Consider the following 25992-nt stretch of genomic DNA (forward strand, 5'->3'; position numbering starts at 1 on the left):
TGTTATCCTCCAATTGGTTATTCATCTGCTTATTGCGTTGTGATCAAAGAAATCGATTAGTCAGCCAAATCGGTATACAATTGTTGTCCACGGTAGCCAAGCTGATTGGATAGTTTGAGTGCGGTTTCTTTGACCAATTGTACAATCATTTGCTCGCGTTGTTCATTCATGCTGGCATACATACTTGCAACGCTAATGGCGGCGGCTGGTTGATTCCATTGATCATAAATGGCGGAAGCGATACAATAGATTTCCAAATTATCCTCACGATCATCAATGGAATAGCCGCGTTTGCGGATCGCATGCAAGTCTTGCAGCAGTGCAGATAGCGTAGTTTTGGAAAATACGGTACGTGAAGGCAGATCGCCGTCACCGAGCAAATGGGTTACACGTTGATCCGACATTGCCGCCAGCAGAGACTTGCCCAGACCGGTCGTATGAATATAACGTCGAGAACCAAGGTTAGCGGTCGGACGCATGACCGAATAGCTTTCCGCTTTGTCTAAATAGACGACTTTACTTTTATCTTCGATCCCTAAAAAAACAGTGCTGCCTGTTTGTCGGTTCAACTCTTGCATGAGTGGCCTTGCCAAATGAGGAAGCTCAAGATTAGATACATAAGCCATCCCTGTTTCGAAAACACCAAGCCCCAGACGATACGTTTTCAGGCGCGCGTCATCCAACTCAATGAAACCTTTATACAGTAACGTTTGAACCAACTCAAAAGCACTACTTTTGGGCAAACCTAATTGTTTACAGATTTCATTTAACGTCAGTGGCAATTCGCTTTTGGCAAGCAACACAAGCAGGTCGACGACCCGTTCAGCAGATTTGTTCACACGAATTTTTTCCATATGGACTCCTTTAACATGTTGTTAAGTTCGTATATGTGAACACGTTTCGTAATATCGAATACAACGCCTATTATATAGACAACATTTTTGAAATTCAATAACTTTTCCACAAAAAAAATTGTAATTTTGTACGGAAGAAGCTATTGTAATCCAAATAAAAACGGTATACGCTAAAGCTAATGATTCGATATTAGGAACTTTGTTCGCATATGCGAACTTAAATTTTTAATAATTGTATGCGTATTCAACGTTATGCACAGATGTTGGCGCAAGTATCATCGTTGCTATTTTATCATTAGTCAGAAGTTTGCCCAATGCTTATTCAGTGGGAAAGGGAGTAATGGAATGAAATCTACAGTTATGTTTTTGATCGGTTCTGCAGGTTCCGGAAAATCGACAATCGGCAAATATATTGCGCGTAGATATGGATGTACGTATTTGGATAAAGATATCGTATGCAATACATTTAGTGGGGTGTTGCTGGAAGCGAATGGATACGCTGCTTATGAACGGGATGGTTGCGATTATTACCGTCATGTAGTTATGCCATTGGAATATCGTACATTACTGGATATTGCTAATGATAATGTGCAACTAGGTCAGTCTGTCATACTGGATGCGCCATTTCTTAGTTATTTTGCAGAGCCGGATTATGTCAAAGAACTCGTACAACGTTATGGGTGGGATTCAAATGATGTACATCCGCTTGTAGTGCAAATAAATGTAAAGATGGACGTGTTACGTAAGCGTATACAAGAGCGGAATTTGCAACGCGATCAATGGAAATTTGCACATTGGGATGAATTTGTAGAGGGGATACGACAGAACATATGTTTATGGGATGAAGTAGATCGAATTGAATATGATAACAGCGCAGATCAGCTGGATGAGGAACAGTTAAAGCAGCAATTGCATGTGCACTTCGCGCGTTATGACTCTACTCCTATCCAAGTGGATTAAGTTCAACGCTTAGGCAAGCGATTGAGCGTTACTTAAAGTTGCTTAAACATAGTATAGGCGTGCAGTTCATACTGGACGGTGCTTCGACTATTAAATGATTGGATAACGAGCATGAATTGGAGTGTAACATTCGACGGTATTGTTGTATACTTTGGTATGATTATAAGAAGTGTGATTATGATGCAAGCAGAAGGAAGATCGTCATCTGCTTGTACAGCAAACCTTTTATATTTTAACCAGACTATACAACAGACAGGAGAAATTATGTCCAGAAAAACGATATCCAGTATTCTTTTTGTCATTATTGCTGTGGTGGCGGTGTTGTTCGGAGCGAATGAGTGGAATGGCGGGCAGCAACATACTGCCGATCAAACGGCTCAGACTGCTGGAACGACAACGACTAGCCCGAATCGCTCTGGTTCAAGCACATCTTCCAGTAATGGTACAGCAAGTACAACGACTGTGGATCAATGCACCATTATTAACACATTTGACGGTGTAGCTAACTATTTGCGGCAGCATAACGGTCAGCTGCCTTGCAATTATATTACGAAAAAACAAGCCGAACGACTTGGCTGGGATTCCTCTAAAGGCAATCTCGCTAAAGTAGCGCCTGGCAAAAGTATTGGCGGCGATACGTTCAGCAACCGTGAAGGGCGATTGCCCAAAGCATCTGGTCGCAAATGGCATGAAGCCGATATTAATTACACATCCGGCTTCCGTGGAGCTGATCGTATTTTGTACTCGACTGACGGGTTGATTTATAAAACGACCGATCATTATCGATCGTTTCAGCAGATGAAATAAACGTGGCAAAGCGATAATACCTATCGATGTAACTAGGCAATATACAGTATGTACCGAAGACCATAATTTCCGCTATCGGAATGTTATGGTCTTTTTGGTGAAGGAGGTTCTAAGCAAATATGTACATTTTAAATGACATCCGGCTTCATCAAGTGCAGATGTATAGTGATGATCTGACTGACAGTGGAGCGATTGTTAATGGGGAAGCGGCTAAGTCGCTTTTGAGACCGTCTCATTTTCAGTTACCGATTGCCGTGACCGCAAAGCAGTATTTATTATGGCTCATACGCAGTGGCACAGCTTTATTAGTGCTGGACGGGCAGCCTGCAATGTACGTGTCTGCCGGGCAATGGGTGTTACTGGAACCGAATTGCCATTATGTGATACAGGATGCGTATACTCAGGCAGATGGCACTCACGATGGGATGTGCGATTTAAGGTTAAGTAGAAACTATACGTATGGTCACAAGCGCGAAGTGAATGGTGAACCGCTAAGCTGGCTGGAAATTGCCTTTGATTATATGTACGAAATAGAGTTGCCTGATCAGCCGACATTAGAGCCATCTGCCGAACGGGGGCAGGAAAAACAACAAGAACAGCCCTTTCGTCAGGCACAATCGTGTGCATTGTCCTCCGTTACCGATGAATCGATGTCTGAAATGATGGATTTTTCTGATCCTGACGCGCAGCTGCAAACTACATCTAGTATACATTTGCAACCGACAGCGGTTACCGAACGCGGTCAAAGACGATTTGTGTGCGCTAGCGCTCCTTTTGCCTGTATCGGTTTGTTGCCGCAGCGTTATGGCGACGAACTATGGCGACTTGCCGGCAAGTTATGGGTAGCGATTTCGCCTTGTACTGCACAGACGGGAGCGAACAGAGGCAATCTGGCAGACGTATTGTTTCAGCAAATTATGCATGAACTGGTCTGTATGGTGCCTGAATCTGCGTCTGCGCTGCCAGCCGTAGCGGACAACTATATGGAACGAACGATTGCCTACATGGAGCTGCATTATGCTCAGCCGATAACGAGAAATGAGCTGGCACATATTGCCGGGCTGAGTCCGTGGTATTATTCGACTTTGTTTCAGCAGCATTATCGAGTGAGTCCGATGACATATTTGAATGAATTGCGATTGCGTCGGGCGAAGGAGCAACTTGTGATCGGCAAGCGGTCTGTACGTGATATTGCCGAGCGTTGTGGCTTTCGGGATGAAAGCTATTTTCGCCGTCGTTTTAAAGCTGCGGCAGGCATCACACCGCTGCGTTTTGCCGGTCAGAGCAGGGAGCGTATTGCCGATATGTCGTATGCCTATGTTCCGCATTTGCTAGCACTGCAAATCGTACCTTGCGCTGCGATGATCAATGAGGAAAGAGATATTCATCGACGTCCGTATCATCGGTCGATTGCGGTTCCGTTGCCGCGTCAGCGCCATATGACCGATGCGTTATGGCAGCAAAATGTAACGCTGCTCGCTTCCGCAGCTCCGAGCGTCATTGTGTGCGATGATGCCAAGGAACGTATGCCGTATCGACAACAATTGGAACAGATTGCCCCTGTCTGTACATACCGTGGAAACAGCTGGATTGGCGCAGTCAGTTGAGTCAGATCGCCGAATATATGCATTGTGAGCATACCGCTTCATTATGGCTGGAGCGGTATGAGCAGGAGACTAGCATACAGCGCCAACTGCTGGCACAAACGATCGCTCGGCAGAGTGTGATGCTGCTGCGCATTAGCGGCGAACAGTTAGTCGTATATGGCAGACGAAATGTGGGCGCTGTATTGTATGATGATCTGAAGCTGCATTGTCCGTATGACAGCGAAGCGATCGAGGTGGAACAGATCGTCGAGCTAAGCTTTGTGCAGCAGTGTAATCCGGTTCATCTTTTGCTCGTTATCGATCAGGAGCCGGTATCGTTGACACACTGGGAGCGGATTCGTCATGATGAACGCTGGCAGGAGCTTGCCGCCGTACGCGGACAGACAGTGTATTTTGTCTCCGAAATGCCGTGGCTGGAATATAGCCCACTTGCCCATCAATGGATTGTGCAGCGGATACAGTCTGTTTTGCAGCGATAGCTATAGTTGGCTGACCGTTTTTGGTGGTCGTTAGCGCTGGCGTTGATTTCGTTTATTATCCGACCACATCGCACAATTGTGCCGTTGCAAGTTCGCACAATCGGTTATAGTGTAATGAACTCGCGAATGATATCATGTTGTATTAGTAAATGAGAATTATTATCAATAAAGGAGGGTATGAGGGTATAATGAACGCAAAACGAATGTCATGTATCGTTATGTTTATATTGGCGGTATGCTTACTCTTTACAGCGTGTGCAGCAACAAACGGCGGTCAGAACGAGCGTGGATCATCGTCCGCCTCCAATGCGCAAACAACGACAACGCAACCGACTTCTGCCGGTGCCGAATCGTCATCCGAGTCCGCCGTCTATCCGCTGACGGTGGAACATGCTTTAGGCAAAATTACATTAGCCCATCAGCCGGAACGCATTTATGCGCCTTATATGGAAGATGCGCTGCTGACGCTCGGTATCAAACCTGTGCTGAAATGGTCGTATGGCCCGCTCGTACAGCAATATTTGGAGCCACAGCTTCAGGATGTGCCGAAGATCGATTTTTCCGGCGGCAACAATTATGAGCAAGTGCTGGCGGCGCAACCTGATCTGATTGTGCTGTATAGCTCGGAAATGGCGGCGAATGGGGTGTATGAACAATTTTCAAACATTGCGCCTACGTATGTATTTCCAGATGCAGCTGGGGATTGGCAGCAGACGGTTCGTGTGCTGGGCAAATTGACTGGCAAAGAAGCTGAAGCTACACAGGCGATCGACAACTATAACAGGCTGGTAAAGCAGGCACACGCACAGTTGGAGCCGATCACGAACGGCAAAACATTTGCGATTATTCGTATTAAGCCAAAACAACTGAATCTGATGGAAGGCATTTATTTTAGTGGGGTAACGCTGTATCATGATCTCGGTCTGACACCGCCCCCGCTTGTTAAGGAAAAGTCGTGGAACAAATTTGCGGTGTTGTCGATGGAAGGCTTATCTGAACTGAATGCGGATTATATCTTTTATACTGTACAAGGAAGCGATGCCGTAAGCAATGAGCAAACGATTCAGTCTAGCGCGATCTGGAAGCAGCTTCCTGCCGTACGTGCCGGTCATGCTTACAAAGTGGAAAATAACTACTGGCTTGCCAGCGGAGCGATTGCCAACACACTGCAAATTAAAGATGTAGTACGACTTGTTACAGCCAAATAAATCGTTCGGACAGTGCATATGATGTGCACTGTCTTTTGGCGTTATGCTACACTGTAAAGGTTATCGACAGCCAAAACAGGAACGAGGCAAAAGGAGCAAAACGATGAATAGTACACTGGAACAATCGATTCAACACGCGGCTGAACTGCGCAGCAGTGGACAAGCAGCACAGGCAAAACAATTGCTGGAACAGCTGCTATTGCTTCATCCCGATCAGCCGGATGTGTTGTATCAGCTTGCCTGGACATGTGACAATCTAGGGTTGGAGCGTGAAGCGGTACCGTATTATGAGCAAGCATTGCAGCATGGATTGACAGGTGAGGATCGACCGGATGCATTGCTCGGTCTTGGCAGCACCTATCGGACGCTGGGACGTTATGCGGATTCGGAGCAGCTGTTACGGACAGCGATTGCGGAATATCCACAGCGCAGAGAATTACACGTATTTTATGCGATGACATTGTATAATCTAGGACGTTCCGCTGAAGCGGTTGGCTTGTTGCTGGAACAACTGGCGGCGACAAGCTCGGATGTTGGCATTACACAATACGGAAAGGCGATTCGCTTTTATGCCGATAAGTTGGATGAGGTATGGACATAGCGGACTTAGCGTCGTATAGGGCAACTGTTATGCTGTATTCGGCTACGCTTATGTAAGCCAAGTGTGATTGTATGCAAATGGGATGTACGCAACAGCAATAGCCACGAGTCGCGGCGGAACGCTATAACTCGTGGTTATTTGATGATTCCAGACGAATATATTCCAGCTCAGGCTGCTGCAAAGGCGCTTTTTCAAAACGAATATCATAATAATGATCCAGCTTGACGATCTGTACAATATCATCGGTAGTACGCAATGTTTGCGCTGTATTGCCAAGCTGAATTACGATCCCTTTATCATTGACACCGATAATTTGATAGTTGCCTTCAGTCACTTTGATGCTGCTTCGATAGACAAATGTAACAGCGATGACCGTAATTATGGTCATGGCAACAATCTGCAAGATCAGCTTTTTCACAGATCATCCCTCCGGTTTAAACATGCTTTCATTCATTCAACCATAGCAAAGTTACGTGCGGTTTGCATCCGTCCGCAGGCTGAATCATAAAGGCAATAACAAATAGACAAGGATAATCTGAATCGCCGTGCTTGGAGATAGATGTAGTGGACGCTGTGCAGGCTGCTGCAACCTGTACGACAAATTATACGTCTAAACAATGCTAGGTATTGCTGCTTGTTGCCAGCCTAGTATAAAACGGATGTTCATCAAAGGAGGATGCGAAAGCGATGAAGCAAAATCTGTACGATAATCCGGAGTTTTTTGCATATTATAGCCGTTTGCGTGCATCAAAGCTGACTTATAATGATTTCGTGGAGCAACCGGCTTTTCGTTCGTTGTTGCCTTCATTACAGGGTAAACGAGTGCTTGATCTCGGTTGCGGTTCCGGGCAATTGGCTACTTATATGTTGGAGCAAGGGGCTGCACATGTGACCGGCACAGACATTTCTGCCAGCATGCTCAGTTTGGCACCACAGCATGAACAAATCGAATATATTCAAGCGCCGATGGAACAATTGGATTTCTCGGGGAATCATTTTGATATCATCGTAAGTTCGTTAGCACTGCATTATGTGGAACAATACGAAGCGATGATACGCAAAATCGCTCACTGGCTTCGCGCTGGCGGTACGTTTATATTTTCGACCGAGCATCCGCTTGTGACCGCCAAGCTGGATAAAGAAGGTTGGGTAGAAAATGAGCAGGGCGAGCGCTTATATTATGTTATCGATCAGTATAGCCAGGAAGGAATTCGGCGTTCGCACTGGGTTGTCGATGATGTGATTACATACCATCGCCGCCTATCGACACTTATAAATGGTGTGATTCAGAGCGGGCTACGTATTGAGGCTGTGATTGAACCGGAGCCGACTGCGGAAGGTTTGGAGAAAATGCCGCAACTGGTGGATGAGCTGCGTAAGCCGTCGTTTATAGTGATTGGGGCGAGTAAATGAGCGGGAAAGCGACGGGTATACGTTTTGGCATGGGCATATATGCCATCATTCTCAATAAACAATTTGGTTGCTTGTACCGATATAGTTAGCAAGCAACCAAATTGTTGTTAAAGGGGAATATATATGCGTCTGTATCCGATTGAGATTTGCCGAGCGCTCAAAAATTTAGCATTGTATGAGTACAAGCCGCTCTATTATGTGATTACGACCGATTCCAGTTTGTATAGTATGGAGCAGCTGCCTGCACAAATTGAATGTGTGTCGTTACAGCAATGGAGCGATATGATTTATGAAGATTATAAGCAGGAACTGGAACAGTTTGTTGCTTCTTCATTTAACAAGGACGTTTATGCACTCGTTATTGCTGCTAGCGAATATCGTCTGTATCAACTATATGCGAATAGTGTAGGAGAAGATGAGAAGCTTCTTCATACAGACGGAGATGCAACAAAGCGTTTCTATCGTAGGGAGTATCATCTTGGGGATTTTGATTTTCGTACTCAATTAGGTGATGCGCTGATCGATAAATTACAGCTAGCTATAGCTATTATGCAAATAAGTTATGATGTTCATGATGAGGACATTGTAATTGCTGCGTATACAGGCGATTTTAGCGATATTGAACAAGTGGTTGATGGTCGATTGATCCATTTTGCTGATTATGTGATCGCACAAGATGTTGCCAATCGTTTAAAGCCATATGTTGATCAATATGTGCATAAGGCAGCAGATTTTGTCTTCCATGCTTCGGCGGATAACTGGCATATCGATGATAGTGTGGCGATGCGGGAAATGGTTCCAATCGATCTGTTGTACCGAATTCGTCCTGATTTGGAGCGATATGATGCGCAATTTGCACAGCTACAACAAGATTTGTCCAAGCTGCCACTATTGGAACAATTGCATTATTGGAGTACAGATGAAGGAACGGAGAAACTGGACAACTATAATAAAACATCGTATCAAGTGTTAGAGTCGATGTTGGAGCAAATACATAAAAGGGCAGTAGACCCGTTGCCATTGTGGAAACAAGCGTTGGATAAGTTACACGACAACCCGGATGATTTCTATCCTTTATCGATTTTAACGTATGTGTTGCACGAAATGAAAGTGAATGAGACGCATGCAGCGGAATTGCAGCATTATTTGAATGATGCCAGATGGGATACAGAGGCGTATCAATTTGTAATTCGTGATATTAGAGGGATGTTATTCGCTACGATTTATCCGTTGTATGCGAGTTAAGGAGCAGGGGATTTGGAATATAACAATACTTGTAATGTAGCAACAAAAAAGCGCCCCATACATGCGGAGCGCTTTTGTCATTTTCATATGCAAAGATACCACTGCATGCTGCACAGACCGCATCTTTACACAATCTTTTTCCGAATCCAACCTGAGATCAAATCCGTTAAAATAACGAGCACTATAATGCCGAGCAAAATGACGCCGACACGGTTCCAATTGCGCGAGCTGAGCGCGAACAGTAGCGGTGTACCGATGCCGCCAGCACCGACCAAACCGAGTGTAGTCGCGGAGCGCATATTAATTTCAAACCGATACAGCGCATACGACCAAAATTGTGGAATCACTTGTGGTAATACGGCAAACCAGAGCACTTGCAGTTTGCTGGCACCAGCGGCGGTGAGCGCTTCGGAGGGGCCTTTGTCGATACTTTCGATCGATTCTGCATATAGCTTGGCAAGCATGCCGACCGAATGCACGCCCAGGGCAAGCACACCGGCAAATGAACCGGGACCAACCGCTTTAATAAACAAAATCGCGACGATCATTTCAGGAAAGACACGAATGACGCTAAGCACGACTTTGCCAGTGCCGGAAATGGCGCGCAACTTGCTCATATTAGCTGCTGCCCAAAATGCGAACGGAATACAGAGAAATGCCGACACAAATGTACCAAGAATGGAAATCGTCAGCGTTTCTAGCAGCCCGCGCAGCAAATCTTCGCCGGCAGGATCATACACATAATTCCAGTCCGGATGCAAAAAGCCATTAAGAATGGACAATGATACCGATTTGGCGGTCGCTTGCACACCTTCAAAGTTTAATCCGTTAAATGCCCATAAATAAACAGCGATCAGTACGGCGATCCATACCCAGGCACGAATGCGATGCCATAGCGGTCTTTTGACAGCAATTGAATTCATAGCAACTTCCTCCGTACGACTGTACTGGCATAATCGATCACAAGCACGACTGCCAGCGTCAGTAAAATAATAATGGCGGCGCGATCATAACGAAACAGTCCGAGCGAGCGGTCAAGCAGCAAGCCGATGCCGCCTGCACCGACCAGACCGAGTACGGAAGCGGCACGCACATTCACTTCAAACGCGTATAATAAATACGACATATAATACGGCATCGCCTGTGGCAATACAGCAAACACGATCAATTGCAGCTTGTTCGCCCCGACCGCTGTCATCGCTTCCAATGGACCCGGATCGATCGCTTCGATCGCTTCAAATGTCAGCTTGGCAATCAATCCGAACGAAAAGAACAAAATCGCCAACATCCCGGCAAATGGCCCGATCCCAAACACCGCCACAAAGATGGCGGCAAATAGCAGATCAGGAATCGTCCGCACCAGATTGAGCACGAGTCGTACAGGCAGCGCAATCCAGCGATTGGATGTGACATTGTACGCACATAGCAAGGCAAACGGAATCGCCAGCAATCCGCCGAGCATCGTACCGACAAGCGCAATTTGAATCGTTTCGACCATCGGTTCCCAAATTTTCGGCAAATAGCTCCAGTCCGGGGGCACCATTTCCGCGAGTAAAATGCCCATTTGTGGCAATCCGCGTATAAGCTGATAGGGCGTAACATCGGTCTGAATGCAGCAGACGATCATCAAAGCGACAAATAGCGCCCACGTCGCATAGCGTTTATACCGCGGCGGCGCGGATAGGACGGGCGGAGTATGATTGGTGCTTGTGCTCATAACCGTTCACCAATCGCTGTTGCTGCTGGCTGCGGATCAAGTGTAACGACCTCATCGCCTGGTGCTTGTGCGCCTAGTACTTCATCACGGTGGATCGAACGGCCATAAATATGAGCGAACGCTTCATCGGTCGCTTGTTCCGGTGTGCCGTCAAATACGATCTCTCCCGCGCGCAGCCCGATAATACGTGTCGCATATTCACGCGCCAAATCGATAAAATGCAAATTAATAATCGTCGTAATGTTCAAATCACGATTAATCCGGCGCAGATCGTCCATCACTTGGCGAGTAGTTAGCGGATCAAGCGAGGCAACCGGTTCGTCCGCCAAAATAATTTGCGGTTCTTGCGCAAGTGCACGTGCGATCGATACACGTTGCTGCTGTCCGCCGGAGAGTTGGTCAGCACGACTATACGCTTTATCAACAATATTGACCCGTTCAAGCGCTTCCAGCGCCAGCTGTGTATCTTCGGCAGGGAACATACCGAGCAGCGTACGCAGTGTCGAATGGTGACCGACACGACCGGATAGCACATTGCGCAATACAGTGGAACGTTTAACGAGATTAAAGCTTTGGAAAATCATGCCGATCCCCCGGCGAATCCGTCTTAAACTAGAACCGGACGCATAGGTAATCGACTGCCCGTTAATCAAAATATTGCCTTCACTAATATCATGCAAGCGATTGATCGAACGCAGCAATGTTGATTTACCCGCACCAGACAAGCCGACAATTACGACCAATTCACCTTCACCGATCGTTAGATTAATATCGTTTAAGCCACGGGTACCGTTTGGGTATACTTTGGATACATTTTGAAATTCAATCATAATCAAACCCAACTTTCTGTATAAAATCGTGCAATATTTGCATAAGTGTCTTTTATAAGCGAACACAGGCAGCACCGCCCGCAAAAGAAGGACGGTGCTGCCTTAAACATAACGAAAGCTGTTGCCCTATAATGAGTAGCAAAAATAGGTGGTATGCTTGTTAGTACGCTACAATTCGACTGTCTGTTAAGCAAAATGAGCCATCTGTGCGCCAATACGTCGACCGTAATTGATTGAAGTAGTAAAGTAGTAAAACCGATTTGAGTCGTTCTATATGACCCTATCCATAAGCAATCAAAACGGGTTTTTCAAGCGGTCAATGTACGATGTTGACTACAAGTTGCACCGTGCAGACAGATCGGCATATGCTATCCTAAATGTATGCGGCTGACGCATACTTTGCTGGCATTATTGCGCTTGACCGACTTCTTTGGCGTATTCGCGTACAGGATCGAAGTTTTTGTCATCGCCTTTTTCATAGCCAACATGCGTATAGATATCTTCGATGATCTTTTGTCCGTCCGGATCATTGCCGATATCGATAAACGCTTGGCTAATTTTGTTGCGCCATGTTTGATCCATATCGGAGCGCACGCTAATCGTATCGTTTGGAATCGGGGCGCTGAAATGGATGACACGCGTCTGATCAAAGACGGTAGGTACGTCCTTTTTCACTGTGTTGCGTGCGTCTTGGAATACCGCGACCGCATCGACTTGACCGTTCAACAGCGCCATTACAGCCGCATCATGACCTTTGATCGTAACGCCTTGCACGTCGGTGTCTGGGTCAACGCCAGCTTTTTTCAGTTCGGCAGCCGGAAATACATAACCAGCGGAAGATGTTACATCTTGCCAGCCGATCTTTTTACCTTTCAGATCGGTTAATGTTTTGATCGGAGAATCCTTTTTCACGAGGATCATCGATTTGTAGTAGTTGACTTTTTCGGTGGTCGGCTGACCGGTTTGATCATTGACGCCATAACGCAGCGCTTGCAACAACAGATCAGCAGCTTTGCGTTTGTCATGAGCGAGCACATAAGCGTTTGGCGGCAGGAAGCCGACATCGACTTGACGGGAAGCCATCGCTTCTACGATCGTATTGTAGTCCGGCGATACCGATACGGTAACTGGAATGCCCAACTTGTCACCGAGCAGCTTTTCCAGCGGCTTCGCTTTGGCTTCAAGTGTTTCGGCATTTTGCGAAGGTACAAATTGAACTTTCAGTTCGGTTGGCACATACGCGCTACTAGCTGCTGTGCCGGAGCTTGCGGATGTGGAAAGATTGCCGCCACAGGCGGTTAAGCCAGCTGCAAGAGCCAATGTCATACTAAGAGCTGCTACTTTTTTAAACAATGTTATTTCCCCCTAGATGTCATATACATATTAGCTATGTAATTGATGATGAACAGATGTCGTACCAGTCTATATGTTGACATGTTGCAAACAGAATCGATAATGAATAAGCTCTACTGTGCATACGGTCAAGTTGCTGACTGGCAATGTTCATAAATCGTATTCTACCAGTGTTCGAAAATGGAAGGGTCAAAACAAAAGACAATTTTTGTCATAAAAATGTAAATGCTTATCCAAATGTAAACGTACATGTTTACACTATAATCATATTCATAGGATAAAGTGAGTTCGTTTGACGGATTAGAACAGAAAGGAACGGTATAGATGAGACGAGCTTCTTTTATATACGAATCAACAGACCAATCCGCGCTACAACAGCCAAAACAGTCCGATCGCTTTCCATTACGACTGCTGGCGACGACCGATTTGCATGTTAGTTTAACCGGATATGACTACTATCGTAATCAACATACGATTCATATGGGACTGTCGCGCACCGCTGCCTTGATCGCGCAAGCACGTGCCGAAACGATCAATCATTTATTGTTCGATAATGGGGATATTTTACAGGGGAATCCGCTAGGCGATTATGCGGCAGAGCAGCGCTATTGGCAAAATGAGCAGACCGGAGCAGGTGTGCATCCGCTAATTGAGCTAATGAACAGGCTGGATTATGATGCGGCAACACTGGGCAATCATGAATTTAATTATGGGCTGGACTATTTGCAGCAATGTATCGCTGGTGCGTATTTTCCGTATACTAATGCAAATGTTGAGGTGCTGGATGGGCAGCAGCGTCATTCATTGTTGCCGCCGTATGTGCTGCTACATCGTACACTGCACAATGAAGAAGGCGATACCGCCGAGCTGTGCATCGGTGTCATTGGCATCGTACCACCGCAAATTATGAACTGGGATCGCAATCATCTGGAAGGACGGGTTGAAGCGCACGATATGGTGGAAGCGGCGCGCGCTGCAATTGCCGCAGCAAGGCAAGCGGGTGCGGATATTATTGTGCTGCTGGCGCATTGCGGCTATGTCGAGCAGGATGCGCCTACAATTAGCGAAAATGCCGTATTGCCGCTAAGTCGTCTGGCTGGTGTGGATGCGCTCTTTTTTGGGCATGCACATAAAGTATTTCCCGGTGCCGAGTTTGCCGGGCGACCGGGCGTTAATTTGGAGCGCGGAACGATCTACGGTGTACCGGCTGCCGAGCCTGGTGTATGGGGTAGCCATCTTGGCGTTATCGATCTGGAATTGGAACGGTCTGCTGACGGCTGGTCGGTCGTGGCAAGTTGTGGCACAGTGCGCCCAATCGTTGACCCGGTATTAGGGTGTGCGCTGGTGGAACCTGTTGCTGAATTAGAACAAGTTGCTCAAGCTGCACACGAGCAAACATTACACTATATTCATACGCCGGTCGGACGGTTGGATGTGTCGTTGCATAGCTATTTTGCGCTCGTGACCGATACGGCGATTGTACAGCTTATTAATGAAGCACAGCGCGAGTTGGGGCGGCAGTTGCTGGCAGGAACGTCTTATTCGTCTTTGCCGTTATTGTCGGCGGCAGCACCGTTTAAAACAGGCGGTCGTTACGGCCCGCTCCACTATACCGCGATCGAACCCGGACCGCTCACATTGCGGCATATGGCAGACATTTACAGCTATGCGAACACATTTTGCATCGTACGATTAAATGGGGATGAAGTGCGTGAATGGCTGGAATGGTCGGCAGGTTTGTATGCGACACTTGTGCCTGACGATGAGCGGCAGGAGCTGCTACATGCCGCTTTTTCTCCGTTTAATTTTGATGTGATCGATGGTCTGTCGTATCGAATCGATGTGAGTATGCCGCCGCGTTACAATGCGGAAGGCGAGCTGATCAACAGCAATAATCGCCGGATTGTCGAGCTGACGTATAACGGTGAACTGGTAACAGGAGCGATGGAGTTTGCGGTCGCCACGAATCAATATCGCGCCTTTTCCACACCGCTGGCGAATCCTGACGGGCAACGTGTCATCGTGGATGCAGGCATCGAAAATCGCCAGGTGTTGATCGATTATGTGCGTCATCATGGACGGATACAGCCTGTAGCTGATCATAACTGGTCGCTTTGTTATGGAAGCGGGCAGCAGATGGATACGCAAATAGATATGCTGGAGCAGCCATCACTTCAACAAGCACAAGCCGAGCCAGTTGCTTCAAAAAAAACGATCTATGCGGTATTCCAATCTTCCCCGGATGCACGGCAGTGGCTGGATGAATATCCGCAGTTTGCTCCGGTAGGATTGGAAGCGAATGGGTTTGCTACGTATCGAATTAGCCTGAAAATGGGGATGTAGAAGTGTAGAAGTGTAGAAGTGTAGAAGTGTAGAAGTGTAGAAGTGTAGAAGTGTAGAAGTGTAGAAGTGTAGAAGTGTAGGCAAGAGCCGCCGGTTTCGATCGTTCATTTGCAATCGGTAGGGTTGCCATCTGGATAGGAGTTAGACGCTATTCGTTGTAGTTGACAATGTGATCGTAAGCTCTGACTCAACCTATAGCGCGTTGGTTGTCGTGCACAAACTGCCAAAAACCGAATCGAATATAGTGTGACCTAAGACCGCTAGGTGGATCATAGCGGTCTTTTGCCGTATTTTCCGCTCGCTGTGATCCGGTATGTGGATGAACAATATAGCCTTTGCAGAGACGAACGGCTATCGCTTAAAATTAAAACAAGAGGTGAGGAGATGGGAATAGAGTCCAATATGCTGGAAAGTGCGATCAGCCAGTTTATGTATTACAAACATTTAGGTGAACAAGCGATGCGTCAGCTTGAGCCAGCACAGTTGTTTGTATCACCGAACGAGGACAGCAACAGCATCGCCATTATCGTTAAACATCTGTGTGGCAATATGCGCTCACGCTGGACTGATCTGCTCACTAGTGATGGGGAAAAGCCGTGGCGTATGCGGGATGAAGAATTTGAATGGGAAACGGCGGATGCGGCGCAGGTATGGCATTATTGGGAGCAAGGCTGGCGTTGCTTGTTGGATGCGCTAGAACAATTGCCACCAGAGCAGTTAATGACAATCATTTACATTCGTAATGAAGGTCATACGGTATTGGAAGCGATTCAGCGTCAGTTATGCCATTATCCATATCATGTTGGTCAGATCGTATATGCCGCCAAAATGTTAAAATCGACCGCTTGGGACAGTCTGTCCATTCCTCGTCAGCATTCGGCGCAGTATAACAGCAATAAGTTTCAACAGCCGCAGCAACGCCGTCATTTTACCGAAGATGTATAAGCAGCAGACCGAATGAAGGGGTGTACAGTATGAATGGGCAACCGATGACATGGGATATCGAAATTACGGACGACCAACAGCAGCGCTTTCGGCTGCAATTTGAAAGTCAGCGTGAACTGCAAAAGTTTATTTTGACATTAACAGTGGAGCAATTGCTGGATGCGTATATCTATGATCCGCAGCAACGCAGTATGGAAGGCAAGTTGTATGTGTATCACTGCTTGTAAGCGGAAACGATGCGCATAAGCGATAGGATGTGTACGCAAACTCGTATGCTGTGAGCTGTACGTATCGCAGTCGTTGATGCTACAACGCAATAGTTTGCGTACACGCTCTAATAGGGTGACCAGCTTAAATTCAATGTCTGATTGACTACATTTTATGAAAAATATACTGAAATCGTAGCATAAGAACATTGCTGCTATGCAATATCAAACTGCTTATTTAACGCGTTCAAGGTACTAAATCGATGCGATTCAAACATTGCTGTACGATCGGTGGAGAAAAGTAGACCAGCCGCCTATCCAGACCATGTTCCGATTTTATAAACGATACGTGATATCGAATCAGGAGGACATCTACGATATGAAATTTAGCAGCATTGGCGCCCGATTTCGATTTGCCGTCCGATTTGTCACGGTAACAGCACTTACCGTTTCACTAGGTATCGATTCATCGAACGCTCCGCAGGCAGCGGCGGCTTCTTCTGCAACGCCTGCCGTAATTACGATTGCCGGGCAGCAGATCAACTGGTCTACTGCCCCATTTGTGCGCAATGGCACTACGATGATTCCGCTACGTGAAGCAGCGCTTAAATTAGGCGCATGCACAAGTTGGGATGCCGCAACCCGCTCGGTCGTCATGTACAATAACGGTGATCGAATTGTACATACACCTGGCACATCGACCATTACACTCGATGGCTATCGATTGTCGATGCCAGAAGCGTCGCGCAATATAAACGGAACGATGATGGTGCCAGCACGTTTTGTGGCGGAGGCGTTCAAAGCAAAGCTGACGCTAAACACGACCGCACAGCTCGCCACGATCGATCTCACACCGGATGCGTCGACGGTTCGGGCAACTGCGGCGCAAAATGTGGACACTTATTTGCAAGCACAAGGTTATTCCGGTCTGGCGCTTGTGGAGTCAAACGGTAAAGTCATATTAAAAAAAGGATATGGCTTGTCAGCAGTTGGCAAAGCGACCGCTCCAAATGGCATATCCCGTATCGCCTCGTTAAGCAAATCATTCACCGCTGCTGCGATCATGAAATTAGTGCAAGACGGCAAAATTAGTCTGGACGACAAATTAACGACCTACATCCCTGACTTCCCACGCGGCGATGACATTACTATCCATATGTTGCTGTCCCATACAGCAGGTTTTAACTCGAATTTTACGCGTCGTATAGGCACAACGCTACAGGATACGGTAAATGAGATCAAAACGAAGCCGCTACGCTTCGAGCCAGGCACTACGTTTAATTACAGCAATCAAGGTTATGTGTTGCTCGCGTATATCGTACAGCTGGCATCCGGTAAAACGTACGGTCAATATATCCAGCATACATTTCTCGACCCGCTGCATATGAATCATACCGGTGAAGCGACACCAGCGACGAAGACGATTGCCGGTTTTGTCAAACATAAGGCGACCGGCGCTTGGGTAGAAGGCGATTATTACTGGTCGCAATCCGGTACAGGCACCTTTTATTCCAGTTTGGACGATATGATGACATGGTATCAATCGTTTGCCAATTATACGATTTTAAATCAAACAAGTGTGGAGCGTATGTTGACCCCTCATTCCAATTTGAAGCCATATGGCTATGCGTTTCTGATTAAAAATATAGACGGCAAGCATACGATCTATCACAATGGCAGTGGCACTGGCTATTCTACCGGGTTTACGTACAATTTGGACGATGATGTGATGGTCGTGCTGCTTGGCAACCATTACGGTATAGATATCGCGAAGCTGCTCGTGCAAACGCAGACGCTGGCGAATGATACACTTATTAAATAAGCTTAGCAGCAGCCTACAGCAGCCTAAATCAGCCAGTTGATACTGCCCAAACATTCAGTGCGCATAATGAACACTGCAATGCAGAAAGCATAATTTCAATTGATCGCTGTCACGCAGGCAGCATAAGCCAAAGGAGGAATCGTCTGATGAAGTCCATTATTAACTATGCGCATCGCGGCGCATCAGGGCATTGTCCGGAAAATACAATGGCAGCCTTTCGCCGTGGCCTGGAGCTGGGAGCGACAGGCATAGAGACCGATGTACAGATGAGCAAGGATGGTATATTAGTGCTCATTCATGATGAAAGCGTACAGCGTACGACCGGGCAAGCGGGAGAGATTAGCGAGCTTCATAGCGATGAGATTCGTCGCCTTGATGCTGGAAGCTGGTATGGCAATGAATTTGCTAGTGAACGGATTCCGACATTGGATGAATTGCTTGATTGGGCAATGTCCAACGAGTTGATTTTGAATTTGGAGCTAAAAAACAATATTAAGCCCTATACCGGTATGGAGGAAAAGCTCATTCAGGCGGTGCGTGCACGCGGGCTGGAACAACGTATCCTCATTTCGAGCTTTAACCATTATGCGCTGCTGACGTGCAAACGTCTTGCACCAGACATTCGCACCGGTATTTTATATGTCGAAAATTTGGTCGATCCGTGGAATTATGCACGCAATATCGGAGCGGAAGCGCTGCATCCGTATCATCTGACAATGGAGCCATTTATCGTGCAGCATGCTAATGCGGCTGGCATTGTGAGCAATCCGTTTACGATCAATGAGCTGGAACGGATGCGTGCATTGATAGAGATGGGCTGCGCGGGCATCATTACCGATTATCCGGATCGTTTGGATGAAGCGTTACGAACAGCGACAGCGCCAAGCGCCAAGCCGTTTTAATGATCCAAGTTAATGGCTAATTATGATAAAATTGTAATCATAAACGTTTCGTCTATAAAACAGCAGCGCACCGTATACGTCATATAACGTATACGGTGTTTTTTGTATAGTATAAAGCTGTGTTTTTAGTTATTTTGTGGTATGTTTAAAGTCTGCTCCTGTCGATTGCTGGCACTGGACGACAGCGGCGAAACCACACTATATGCCACGGAAACAACGGATAAAATGACCAAACTGAAACTTTCCAAGCGTAACAGAAATGGTTACAATAATGAATATCTGTGATCCTGGCGCCGTATGGGAGACGAGCGATGAGAAAACTACGAATTGGACGCTACTTGAAGCTTAATACCATTCGGCTACTACGATTGCGGAGGGGCGCGCATCAGGTCGCAATCGGATTTGCAGTCGGGCTCATTCCAAGCTGGTATCCGTTAATCGGAATCGGCCCATTATTATCACTAGGACTCAGTCGTTTGTTCAAAGGAGCAATGCCGGCGGCGATCTTCGCGGCTTCGCTTGACTCTTTTGTGTGGCCGCTGACTTTTTTTCTGAATTATCATACCGGTCATTTGCTGGTCAGTCTGTTCCATTCGGCACGCTGGCCATCCCGTATGCTGCATATCAAAATGCCGGATTGGCCGGAGGATTATATGCAACCGCTGCATGCATCGCATCACTGGCGCGATGCTGGTATGTATTTTATTACCGGTGCTGTCGTGAACAGTTTGGTCTTTGCCGCTATTATTTATGTGGTTATTAAATGGGTGATGTTAAAATACCGCAAGCCACTACTTCAGTTGCTGCGCGGTAAAAAATAATTCTTCCTGCAACCAGTCAGCCAAACAAGGGTATTAATGTATACGCTATGTTGGTCACCGTTTTGCGGCAGTGATCAACATAGCAGCTGTCGACCGGCTAGATGAAACGGTCAGGGGTTGCCAACATAGCTAACGATCTACTACTCGATTTAAAGGAGGAACACCCGTGAACTTCGGAGCCCGCATGCTGAAGACCGGTATCGCGGTCACGCTTGCTTTATATGTAAGCTCCTGGCTCGATTTAAAACCACCCGTGATTGCGGCGATTGCTGCCATTTTTGCGATGCAGCCTTCGATTTACCGTTCGTTTCGTTATTTTCTGGATCAGATTCAGACGAACACATTGGGCGCGATTCTGGCGTTACTCGGCGGGATGGTCTTTTCCAATGACCCGATCGCTGTCGGTCTCATGTGTATCGTCGTCATTATGATCTGTCTGCGCCTCAAAATGGGCGATACGATCGGCTTGACACTCGTAACGGTCATTTCCGTGATGGAAGTGTCGGGGATGGGACAGGGACAATGGCAATTTGCCCTCAATCGATTTACACTCAGTATTATCGGAATCGTATCTGCGTTTCTGATCAATGTGCTGATCGCGCCGCCTAAGCCATTGGAACAGTTTAAAGCACAGATTGAAAGCACGTTTACGAAAATGTCGTTGTTGTTGCGTACAGCAGTATCGGATGAGATTAAAGAAGCGGTATTTCGCGAGGAAAAGCGTTCGCTTGACGGTGCTATTCAATCCCTGTCAGATAAATATAATCTGATGGAGGAGGAAATGGGCAAGCTGAATCGCCCATCGATGACGACGCAGCGGCATCTGGTCGTAGACAAACAGATGGTGACCGCGCTGCGCAAAGGGATGGACGTGCTGACGGCAATTGAGCAGCATTATTTTCAGGCGGAACGTACGAAAGAGATCGATGAATATTTCGATTCCCATCTGGAAAAGCTGATCAAATTCCATGAGCACATCCTGCTTAAATCGGATAACAAAATCAAACATAACGGCAGTGAAGCGGCGGAAGTCGAAGCCGCCAACGACAAATTTCTCGATACGATGATTGAGCGGTATCAAGAAAATTTCGGCGGTGTGCTGCGCTTGTCGATCGTCGCGGCAGTAATGTACGATTATGGTTATCAGCTGGAACGGTTACATCGACTCGTTGACCATGTGAACGGCTCATCCAACCGGGATAAAGATCATCCCAAAGAAGATTCCGGCAAACGGCTGCATGAGGAGCTACAGTCGGATTCGGAAGCACGTTCGTCGCGTGCAAGACGATCGTTTCCAACCTGGCCCTGGAAGTGAAATCCTGGGCCAGGCCATCTATACTTATTCAAATTACGTATTCGGTTTAAAGGAGATCGACGGGAATGACGAAAGGTGTCCCATATGAATTGGAAAAGTCTATCGGTTACAAATTAACCATCGCTTCACGCCTTGCCAGCAATCGTCTGAATCAGCAGTTTCGCGATGCCGGTTATCCGGTCACGTATGAACAATGGATACTCGTTTCGTATTTGTGGAAGCGGGATGGACAAACCCAGAATCGTCTGGCACGTTTGTCGCGCAAAGATCAGCCGAGCGTATCACGGCTAATTGACAATATGATTCGCCGGGGCATGGTCATTCGTGTGCCGCATCCGGATGATCGCCGCACGAATCTGATCTATTTGACCGATTATTGTCGCAGCATTGTAGACGATCTTGCCGCTAAAGCGTATCAAACGATCGAAGAAATTTTCAAAGGGTTTAGCTCGGAGGAACGCGAGTTTACGGTGAAAATGATCGATCGTATTATTAAAAACATGGATTGAGTGTAGCTGCTGCTGTTATCTTTTCGCCATCATGGTTAAGTGTATAATGATGGCTGATTAGTAAACAACAGGAGGGACAAGCGATGATATCAACGGAGGAAAGACAACGCTGCATCGAAGCTTGTATGGAATGTGTGGAAGCCTGTAACAACTGTTATGTGTCATGTTTGAGTGAGCAGCATATCGATATGATGCGAGAATGTATTCGACTTGACCGCGAATGTGCTGATATGTGCCAGTTTGCGATCAAGGCGATGAGTTCGAACAGCCCGTATGTGCAGCAAATTTGTGAGCTATGCGCGCAAATTTGTGAAGATTGTGCCCGAGAATGCGGCAAGCACGAGCATGATCATTGTCAGCGCTGTGCCGAGGCATGTCGCCACTGCGCCGAAGCTTGTCGAAGTATGGCTGCTTGAGCGGAAGCTGCGTTTAATTAAGCGGATATATCTGTGCCTATCGAAGTTTGCGCAACAACAATGACAAACGAGGCTGATTTTGATCGGTGTATAAGTGAAATTCCGTCTACATTTTGCCTCTGTAAGGTATCGATTCCATAGTGATACAGAGCCGGTTAGCAGATCGTCAAAGTCTGTTAACCGGTTTTTTCATATGTGCATATTTTAATATGGATACTGGCTCTAATATCGTTATTTATCGATATACTGTAGCCGGTTCCCGTGCAAATGACTGGATAATAGAGTATAGTAGAATATGATGTTGACGGAAAAGGAGATTATTTATGATTGCAAAAACAGAACAGGATATCGAAGGATTAAAAAAAATCGGCAAAGTCGTAGCGATCATTCGTGACGAACTCAAAAATATGGCACAGCCCGGCGTACGTACGATCGATCTTGATCGTCGTGCAGGGGAGTTATTTCAGCAATACGGCGCAATCTCGGCACCGAAGTCGACGTATGATTTTCCAGGTTATACATGCATTAGCATTAACGAAGAAGTTGCCCACGGCATCCCCGGCGATCGTGTCATTCAGGACGGCGATCTGGTGAATGTGGACGTATCCGCTTCATTGGACGGTTATTTTGCGGATACAGGTGTATCTTTTGTAGCGGGCACAGGCGATGCCAAACTGGAGGCGCTCTGTGATGCATCGATCCAAGCATTTGACGCAGCGATGAAAAAGATCAAAGCAGGCTCCAAACGTAGCAATGCAGGCAAAGCAAGTCATAATACTGCCCGCAAGCTTGGTTTTACAGTCATTACCAATTTGACTGGTCACGGTATCGGCAAATCGCTGCATGATGAGCCGGAATATATTTTAAGCTATTACGATCCGACCGATAACGATTTGTGGAAGGAAGGCAGTGTGATCGCCTTTGAACCGTTCGTTTCGACCAAAGCCGAGGAAGTATTCGAATCCGGTGATGGCTGGACATTAAAAACAGACGATGGCAGCTATGTTGCCCAGTATGAACATACACTCATCATTACTAAAGGTGAGCCGATCATTTTGACCCGCTAACAATTAAAAAGCCGCATGACAGAAGTAGAATTCTCCGTCGTGCGGCTTTGTTATTTGCAAATAGACCAAAAAAGACGTAAAATAAAAAATGCTCTGCCAAAAAGCAGAACAGTTCATCTCGTCTATATACTTATTAACGATAACATATATGTTAGGTGATTGTCAACAGTTAATTTAAAGGGGGCTGGCAGGATGGCAACAGAAGAACAAGCTTGGACGCAGGAGCAGCAACGTGTAGATGACGTAACTGCCAAAATTAAACGCAAAATGGCAGCACTGGAGCAAGAAGTCGGCGATAGTCGTGGTGATGTCGTAGGCATGCGCAAAGATTTTTGGGATGAAGTAACGATCAACTTTAGTGAGCAAGATGATGTAGGTGAGACATCGACCAGCTTGCGCCAGCAATCGCAAGTGCTGTCCGAGTTGGAGCTAAGTCACCGCCGTTCCAGTTTGACGCTGGATAAGTTGCGTCGACTGTCCAGCTCGCCTTATTTTGGACGGATCGATTTTAGGGAGCAGGGACAGGAGCGAAGCGAGCGTATTTATTTGGGTATCGGTTCGTTTTTGGATGATAATGAGGAGGATTTTCTAATTTATGACTGGCGTGCACCAGTATCGAGTTTGTATTATGATGGTGCGCCTGGGCACGCTTCATATCGTACACCGGTAGGCAGCATAGAAGGCGAGATGGAGCTAAAGCGGCAATTCGTCATTCGTGATGCCGAAATTAAAGTGCTGTTTGATACCGGTGTGACGATTGGTGATGAACTGTTGCAACAAGTGCTTAGCCATAGCGCTGACAATCAGATGAAAAACATCGTTGCTACGATCCAAAAAGAGCAAAATAGCGTCATTCGCAACGATAAAAGCCGGATGCTGATCGTACAAGGTGCTGCTGGTAGCGGCAAAACGTCGGCGGCATTACAGCGGGTTGCGTACTTGTTATATCGATATCGGGACAGCTTGCGTGCGGATCAGATGATTTTATTTTCGCCCAATTCAATGTTTAACAGCTATGTGTCAACCGTATTGCCAGAGCTGGGGGAAGAAAATATGCTGCAAACGACTTTCCAGGCGTATTTGGAAATTCGGATCGGGCGCGAATTTGATCTGGAAGACGTATTTTCACAGATGGAATATTTGCTCGCTTGGTCGGACGATGATGGGCATCCGGCACGTGTGCAAGGCATTCGTTATAAATCATCGCTTCAGTACTTCCGCGCGATTCGCTGTTATGCCGAGCTGCTGTTGCATGAGGGGATAAAGTTCAGACCGATTCGTTTCCAAGGACGCGAAATTGTATCGGCAGCGCAAATGGAGCATAAGTTTTACAGTTACGATCCAGCGGTCAAATTGGGCAACCGGATGGAGCTGTTACGTGATTGGCTGCTTAAAGAAGTGAATGAATTTGGACGCGAGGAGCGCAAACAGCCGTGGGTGGAGGAGCAAATTCAGATGCTCACTACCGACGATTATCATCGCGCGTATACGATGATGCGGCGCAAGCAAAAAAACAAATCGGTCTCATTTGACGATTTCCAATTGGAAACGGAAATGGCAGCACGCATGGTTGTGAACAATTGGCTCAAACCGTTACGCAAATGGGTGAAACGGCTACGTTTTATCGATCTAGGTGGGTTGTATCGCCGTCTGTTTGAAGATGAAACATGGTTCCAGCGTATTAATGACGACACATTGCCGGACGGCTGGGCGGAATTTGCGCCACAAACGGTCCAGCGGATGCGTCAAGGCGAGTTAGGCTATGAAGATGCGACTCCGTATTTGTATTTAAAAGAGCAATTACAAGGCTTTCGCTCCAATACGGCGATTAAACATATGATCGTCGATGAAGTGCAAGATTATTCGCCATTTCAGTTGGAATTTATGAAGCGTCTGTTTCCGCGTGCACGCATGACGGCGCTAGGCGATCTGAATCAAGCGATTTATAGCCATAATTCAGTGTTTGATGATGAGGAACCACTAATGGAGCTGTACGGACGGGAGCAGACCGAACTGATCCGCTTAACGCGCAGTTATCGCTCCACCTATGAAATCGTTGATTTTACGCGTGCGATGTTGCCGGGTGGACAAGAGATTATTCCGTTTAACCGGCGCGGTAACAAGCCTGTCATAGCATTGTACGATGATCGTGAAGATATGCATCAAGAGATTGTGCGCAATATTCATGAATTGCAACAGCAAGGTTACCAGTACACCGCGATCATTTGCAAAACAGAGAGCGAATGTACGGAAGCATATGAAGCGCTCAAAGATCGGATTACGATGCGCAAAATGACCAAAAATACGCCGGTGTTTGAAAAAGGGACGATTATTATTCCAGCGTATTTAGCAAAAGGGGTCGAATTTGACGCGGTTATTTTGTATAACGCCTCGGCAGCACAGTATGATCGTGAGGCGGAACGGAAGCTGTTTTATACCGCTTGTACGCGGGCGATGCATTTGTTATACGCTTATGCGGTCGGTGAGGTAACGCCGTTTATTAGTGCGGTAGATGCCGAGTTGTATGAGCGGCATGATTATCGCGGATAAGCGCAGTATGTTACAGCTTCAG

25 protein-coding genes are annotated in these 25992 nt (G+C 46.7%); 19 read left to right on the forward strand and 6 right to left on the reverse strand.

The window, feature by feature from the left end; all coding sequences use genetic code 11:
• Positions 1-56: 56 nt before the first annotated feature.
• A complete protein-coding gene (locus tag U1I11_RS02955) occupies positions 57-854 on the reverse strand; it encodes an IclR family transcriptional regulator (RefSeq protein WP_322903668.1) in 798 nt (265 codons plus the stop codon).
• Positions 855-1199: 345 nt separating this feature from the next.
• Here U1I11_RS02955 and U1I11_RS02960 point away from each other — a divergent pair, with 345 nt between their 5' ends.
• From U1I11_RS02960 to U1I11_RS02985, 6 genes are all read left to right on the forward strand, one after another.
• Positions 1200-1814 carry a P-loop nucleotide/nucleoside kinase family protein gene (locus tag U1I11_RS02960; RefSeq protein WP_322903669.1) on the forward strand — a complete coding sequence of 205 codons (615 nt, stop codon included), beginning with the start codon at positions 1200-1202 and terminating at the stop codon, positions 1812-1814.
• Positions 1815-2078: 264 nt separating this feature from the next.
• A complete protein-coding gene (locus U1I11_RS02965; protein ID WP_322903671.1) occupies positions 2079-2621 on the forward strand; it encodes a ribonuclease in 543 nt (180 codons plus the stop codon).
• A gap of 119 nt (positions 2622-2740) precedes the next feature.
• A complete protein-coding gene (locus U1I11_RS02970) occupies positions 2741-4228 on the forward strand; it encodes a helix-turn-helix transcriptional regulator (RefSeq protein ID WP_322903672.1) in 1488 nt (495 codons plus the stop codon).
• Positions 4225-4707, forward strand: a complete 483-nt coding sequence (locus U1I11_RS02975; RefSeq protein WP_322903673.1) for a substrate-binding domain-containing protein — start codon at positions 4225-4227, stop codon at positions 4705-4707. The genes U1I11_RS02970 and U1I11_RS02975 overlap by 4 nt, the downstream gene beginning before the upstream one ends.
• Before the next feature lie 188 nt (positions 4708-4895).
• Entirely contained in the window at positions 4896-5915 is a 1020-nt protein-coding gene (locus U1I11_RS02980) for an ABC transporter substrate-binding protein (RefSeq protein WP_322903674.1), read from the forward strand.
• A 103-nt stretch (positions 5916-6018) separates the two neighbouring features.
• Positions 6019-6516 carry a tetratricopeptide repeat protein gene (locus U1I11_RS02985; RefSeq protein WP_322903675.1) on the forward strand — a complete coding sequence of 166 codons (498 nt, stop codon included), beginning with the start codon at positions 6019-6021 and terminating at the stop codon, positions 6514-6516.
• A 121-nt stretch (positions 6517-6637) separates the two neighbouring features.
• Here U1I11_RS02985 and U1I11_RS02990 read toward each other — a convergent pair whose 3' ends face one another.
• Positions 6638-6934 (reverse strand): hypothetical protein, encoded by a 297-nt coding sequence (locus U1I11_RS02990; RefSeq protein ID WP_322903676.1) that lies wholly within the window; start codon positions 6932-6934, stop codon positions 6638-6640.
• A gap of 269 nt (positions 6935-7203) precedes the next feature.
• Between U1I11_RS02990 and U1I11_RS02995 the strand changes: the two genes are divergently transcribed.
• The gene (locus U1I11_RS02995) at positions 7204-7929 is read left to right on the forward strand and encodes a class I SAM-dependent methyltransferase (RefSeq protein ID WP_322903677.1); all 726 of its coding nucleotides are present in this window, start codon (positions 7204-7206) and stop codon (positions 7927-7929) included.
• Between the two features lie 123 nt (positions 7930-8052).
• Positions 8053-9174, forward strand: coding sequence for a hypothetical protein (locus U1I11_RS03000; RefSeq protein WP_322903678.1), 1122 nt, complete (start codon positions 8053-8055; stop codon positions 9172-9174).
• 125 nt (positions 9175-9299) lie between these two features.
• Here the strand turns inward: U1I11_RS03000 and phnE (U1I11_RS03005) are convergent, their stop codons facing one another.
• The 4 genes from phnE (U1I11_RS03005) to U1I11_RS03020 all read right to left on the reverse strand — a co-directional run bounded on the left by phnE (U1I11_RS03005) (position 9300) and on the right by U1I11_RS03020 (position 13074).
• Positions 9300-10097, reverse strand: coding sequence for a phosphonate ABC transporter, permease protein PhnE (gene phnE, locus U1I11_RS03005; RefSeq protein WP_322903680.1), 798 nt, complete (start codon positions 10095-10097; stop codon positions 9300-9302).
• Positions 10094-10891 (reverse strand): phosphonate ABC transporter, permease protein PhnE, encoded by a 798-nt coding sequence (gene phnE / locus U1I11_RS03010; protein ID WP_322903682.1) that lies wholly within the window; start codon positions 10889-10891, stop codon positions 10094-10096. Before phnE (U1I11_RS03010) ends, phnE (U1I11_RS03005) begins: the two co-directional genes overlap by 4 nt.
• Entirely contained in the window at positions 10888-11721 is an 834-nt protein-coding gene (phnC, locus tag U1I11_RS03015; RefSeq protein WP_322903683.1) for a phosphonate ABC transporter ATP-binding protein, read from the reverse strand. Before phnC ends, phnE (U1I11_RS03010) begins: the two co-directional genes overlap by 4 nt.
• A gap of 408 nt (positions 11722-12129) precedes the next feature.
• On the reverse strand, positions 12130-13074 hold the full coding sequence (locus U1I11_RS03020) for a phosphate/phosphite/phosphonate ABC transporter substrate-binding protein (protein ID WP_322903685.1): 945 nt from the start codon (positions 13072-13074) through the stop codon (positions 12130-12132).
• Positions 13075-13398: 324 nt separating this feature from the next.
• Here U1I11_RS03020 and U1I11_RS03025 point away from each other — a divergent pair, with 324 nt between their 5' ends.
• The 11 genes from U1I11_RS03025 to helD all read left to right on the forward strand — a co-directional run bounded on the left by U1I11_RS03025 (position 13399) and on the right by helD (position 25970).
• A complete protein-coding gene (locus U1I11_RS03025) occupies positions 13399-15417 on the forward strand; it encodes a bifunctional 2',3'-cyclic-nucleotide 2'-phosphodiesterase/3'-nucleotidase (RefSeq protein ID WP_322903686.1) in 2019 nt (672 codons plus the stop codon).
• 384 nt (positions 15418-15801) lie between these two features.
• Positions 15802-16362: a DUF1572 family protein gene (locus U1I11_RS03030; protein WP_322903687.1), complete on the forward strand. Its 561-nt coding sequence runs from the start codon at positions 15802-15804 to the stop codon at positions 16360-16362.
• A gap of 29 nt (positions 16363-16391) precedes the next feature.
• Entirely contained in the window at positions 16392-16589 is a 198-nt protein-coding gene (locus U1I11_RS03035) for a hypothetical protein (protein WP_322903689.1), read from the forward strand.
• Positions 16590-16947: 358 nt separating this feature from the next.
• The gene (locus tag U1I11_RS03040; RefSeq protein ID WP_322903691.1) at positions 16948-18390 is read left to right on the forward strand and encodes a serine hydrolase domain-containing protein; all 1443 of its coding nucleotides are present in this window, start codon (positions 16948-16950) and stop codon (positions 18388-18390) included.
• Positions 18391-18536: 146 nt separating this feature from the next.
• On the forward strand, positions 18537-19292 hold the full coding sequence (locus U1I11_RS03045) for a glycerophosphodiester phosphodiesterase (RefSeq protein WP_322903693.1): 756 nt from the start codon (positions 18537-18539) through the stop codon (positions 19290-19292).
• Between the two features lie 311 nt (positions 19293-19603).
• Positions 19604-20113 (forward strand): DUF2062 domain-containing protein, encoded by a 510-nt coding sequence (locus U1I11_RS03050; protein WP_322903695.1) that lies wholly within the window; start codon positions 19604-19606, stop codon positions 20111-20113.
• Positions 20114-20279: 166 nt separating this feature from the next.
• Positions 20280-21428, forward strand: a complete 1149-nt coding sequence (locus U1I11_RS03055; RefSeq protein ID WP_322903697.1) for an FUSC family protein — start codon at positions 20280-20282, stop codon at positions 21426-21428.
• 65 nt (positions 21429-21493) lie between these two features.
• Positions 21494-21937, forward strand: coding sequence for a MarR family winged helix-turn-helix transcriptional regulator (locus tag U1I11_RS03060; protein WP_322903699.1), 444 nt, complete (start codon positions 21494-21496; stop codon positions 21935-21937).
• 83 nt (positions 21938-22020) lie between these two features.
• Positions 22021-22353: a four-helix bundle copper-binding protein gene (locus tag U1I11_RS03065; RefSeq protein ID WP_322903701.1), complete on the forward strand. Its 333-nt coding sequence runs from the start codon at positions 22021-22023 to the stop codon at positions 22351-22353.
• A 323-nt stretch (positions 22354-22676) separates the two neighbouring features.
• On the forward strand, positions 22677-23420 hold the full coding sequence (gene map / locus U1I11_RS03070) for a type I methionyl aminopeptidase (RefSeq protein WP_322903703.1): 744 nt from the start codon (positions 22677-22679) through the stop codon (positions 23418-23420).
• A 192-nt stretch (positions 23421-23612) separates the two neighbouring features.
• Positions 23613-25970 (forward strand): RNA polymerase recycling motor HelD, encoded by a 2358-nt coding sequence (helD, locus tag U1I11_RS03075; protein WP_322903705.1) that lies wholly within the window; start codon positions 23613-23615, stop codon positions 25968-25970.
• The last annotated feature ends 22 nt before the right edge of the window (positions 25971-25992 follow it).

It is taken from the genome of Paenibacillus campi, assembly GCF_034659835.1.
Taxonomy (GTDB): Bacteria; Bacillota; Bacilli; order Paenibacillales; family Paenibacillaceae; genus Saccharibacillus; species Saccharibacillus campi.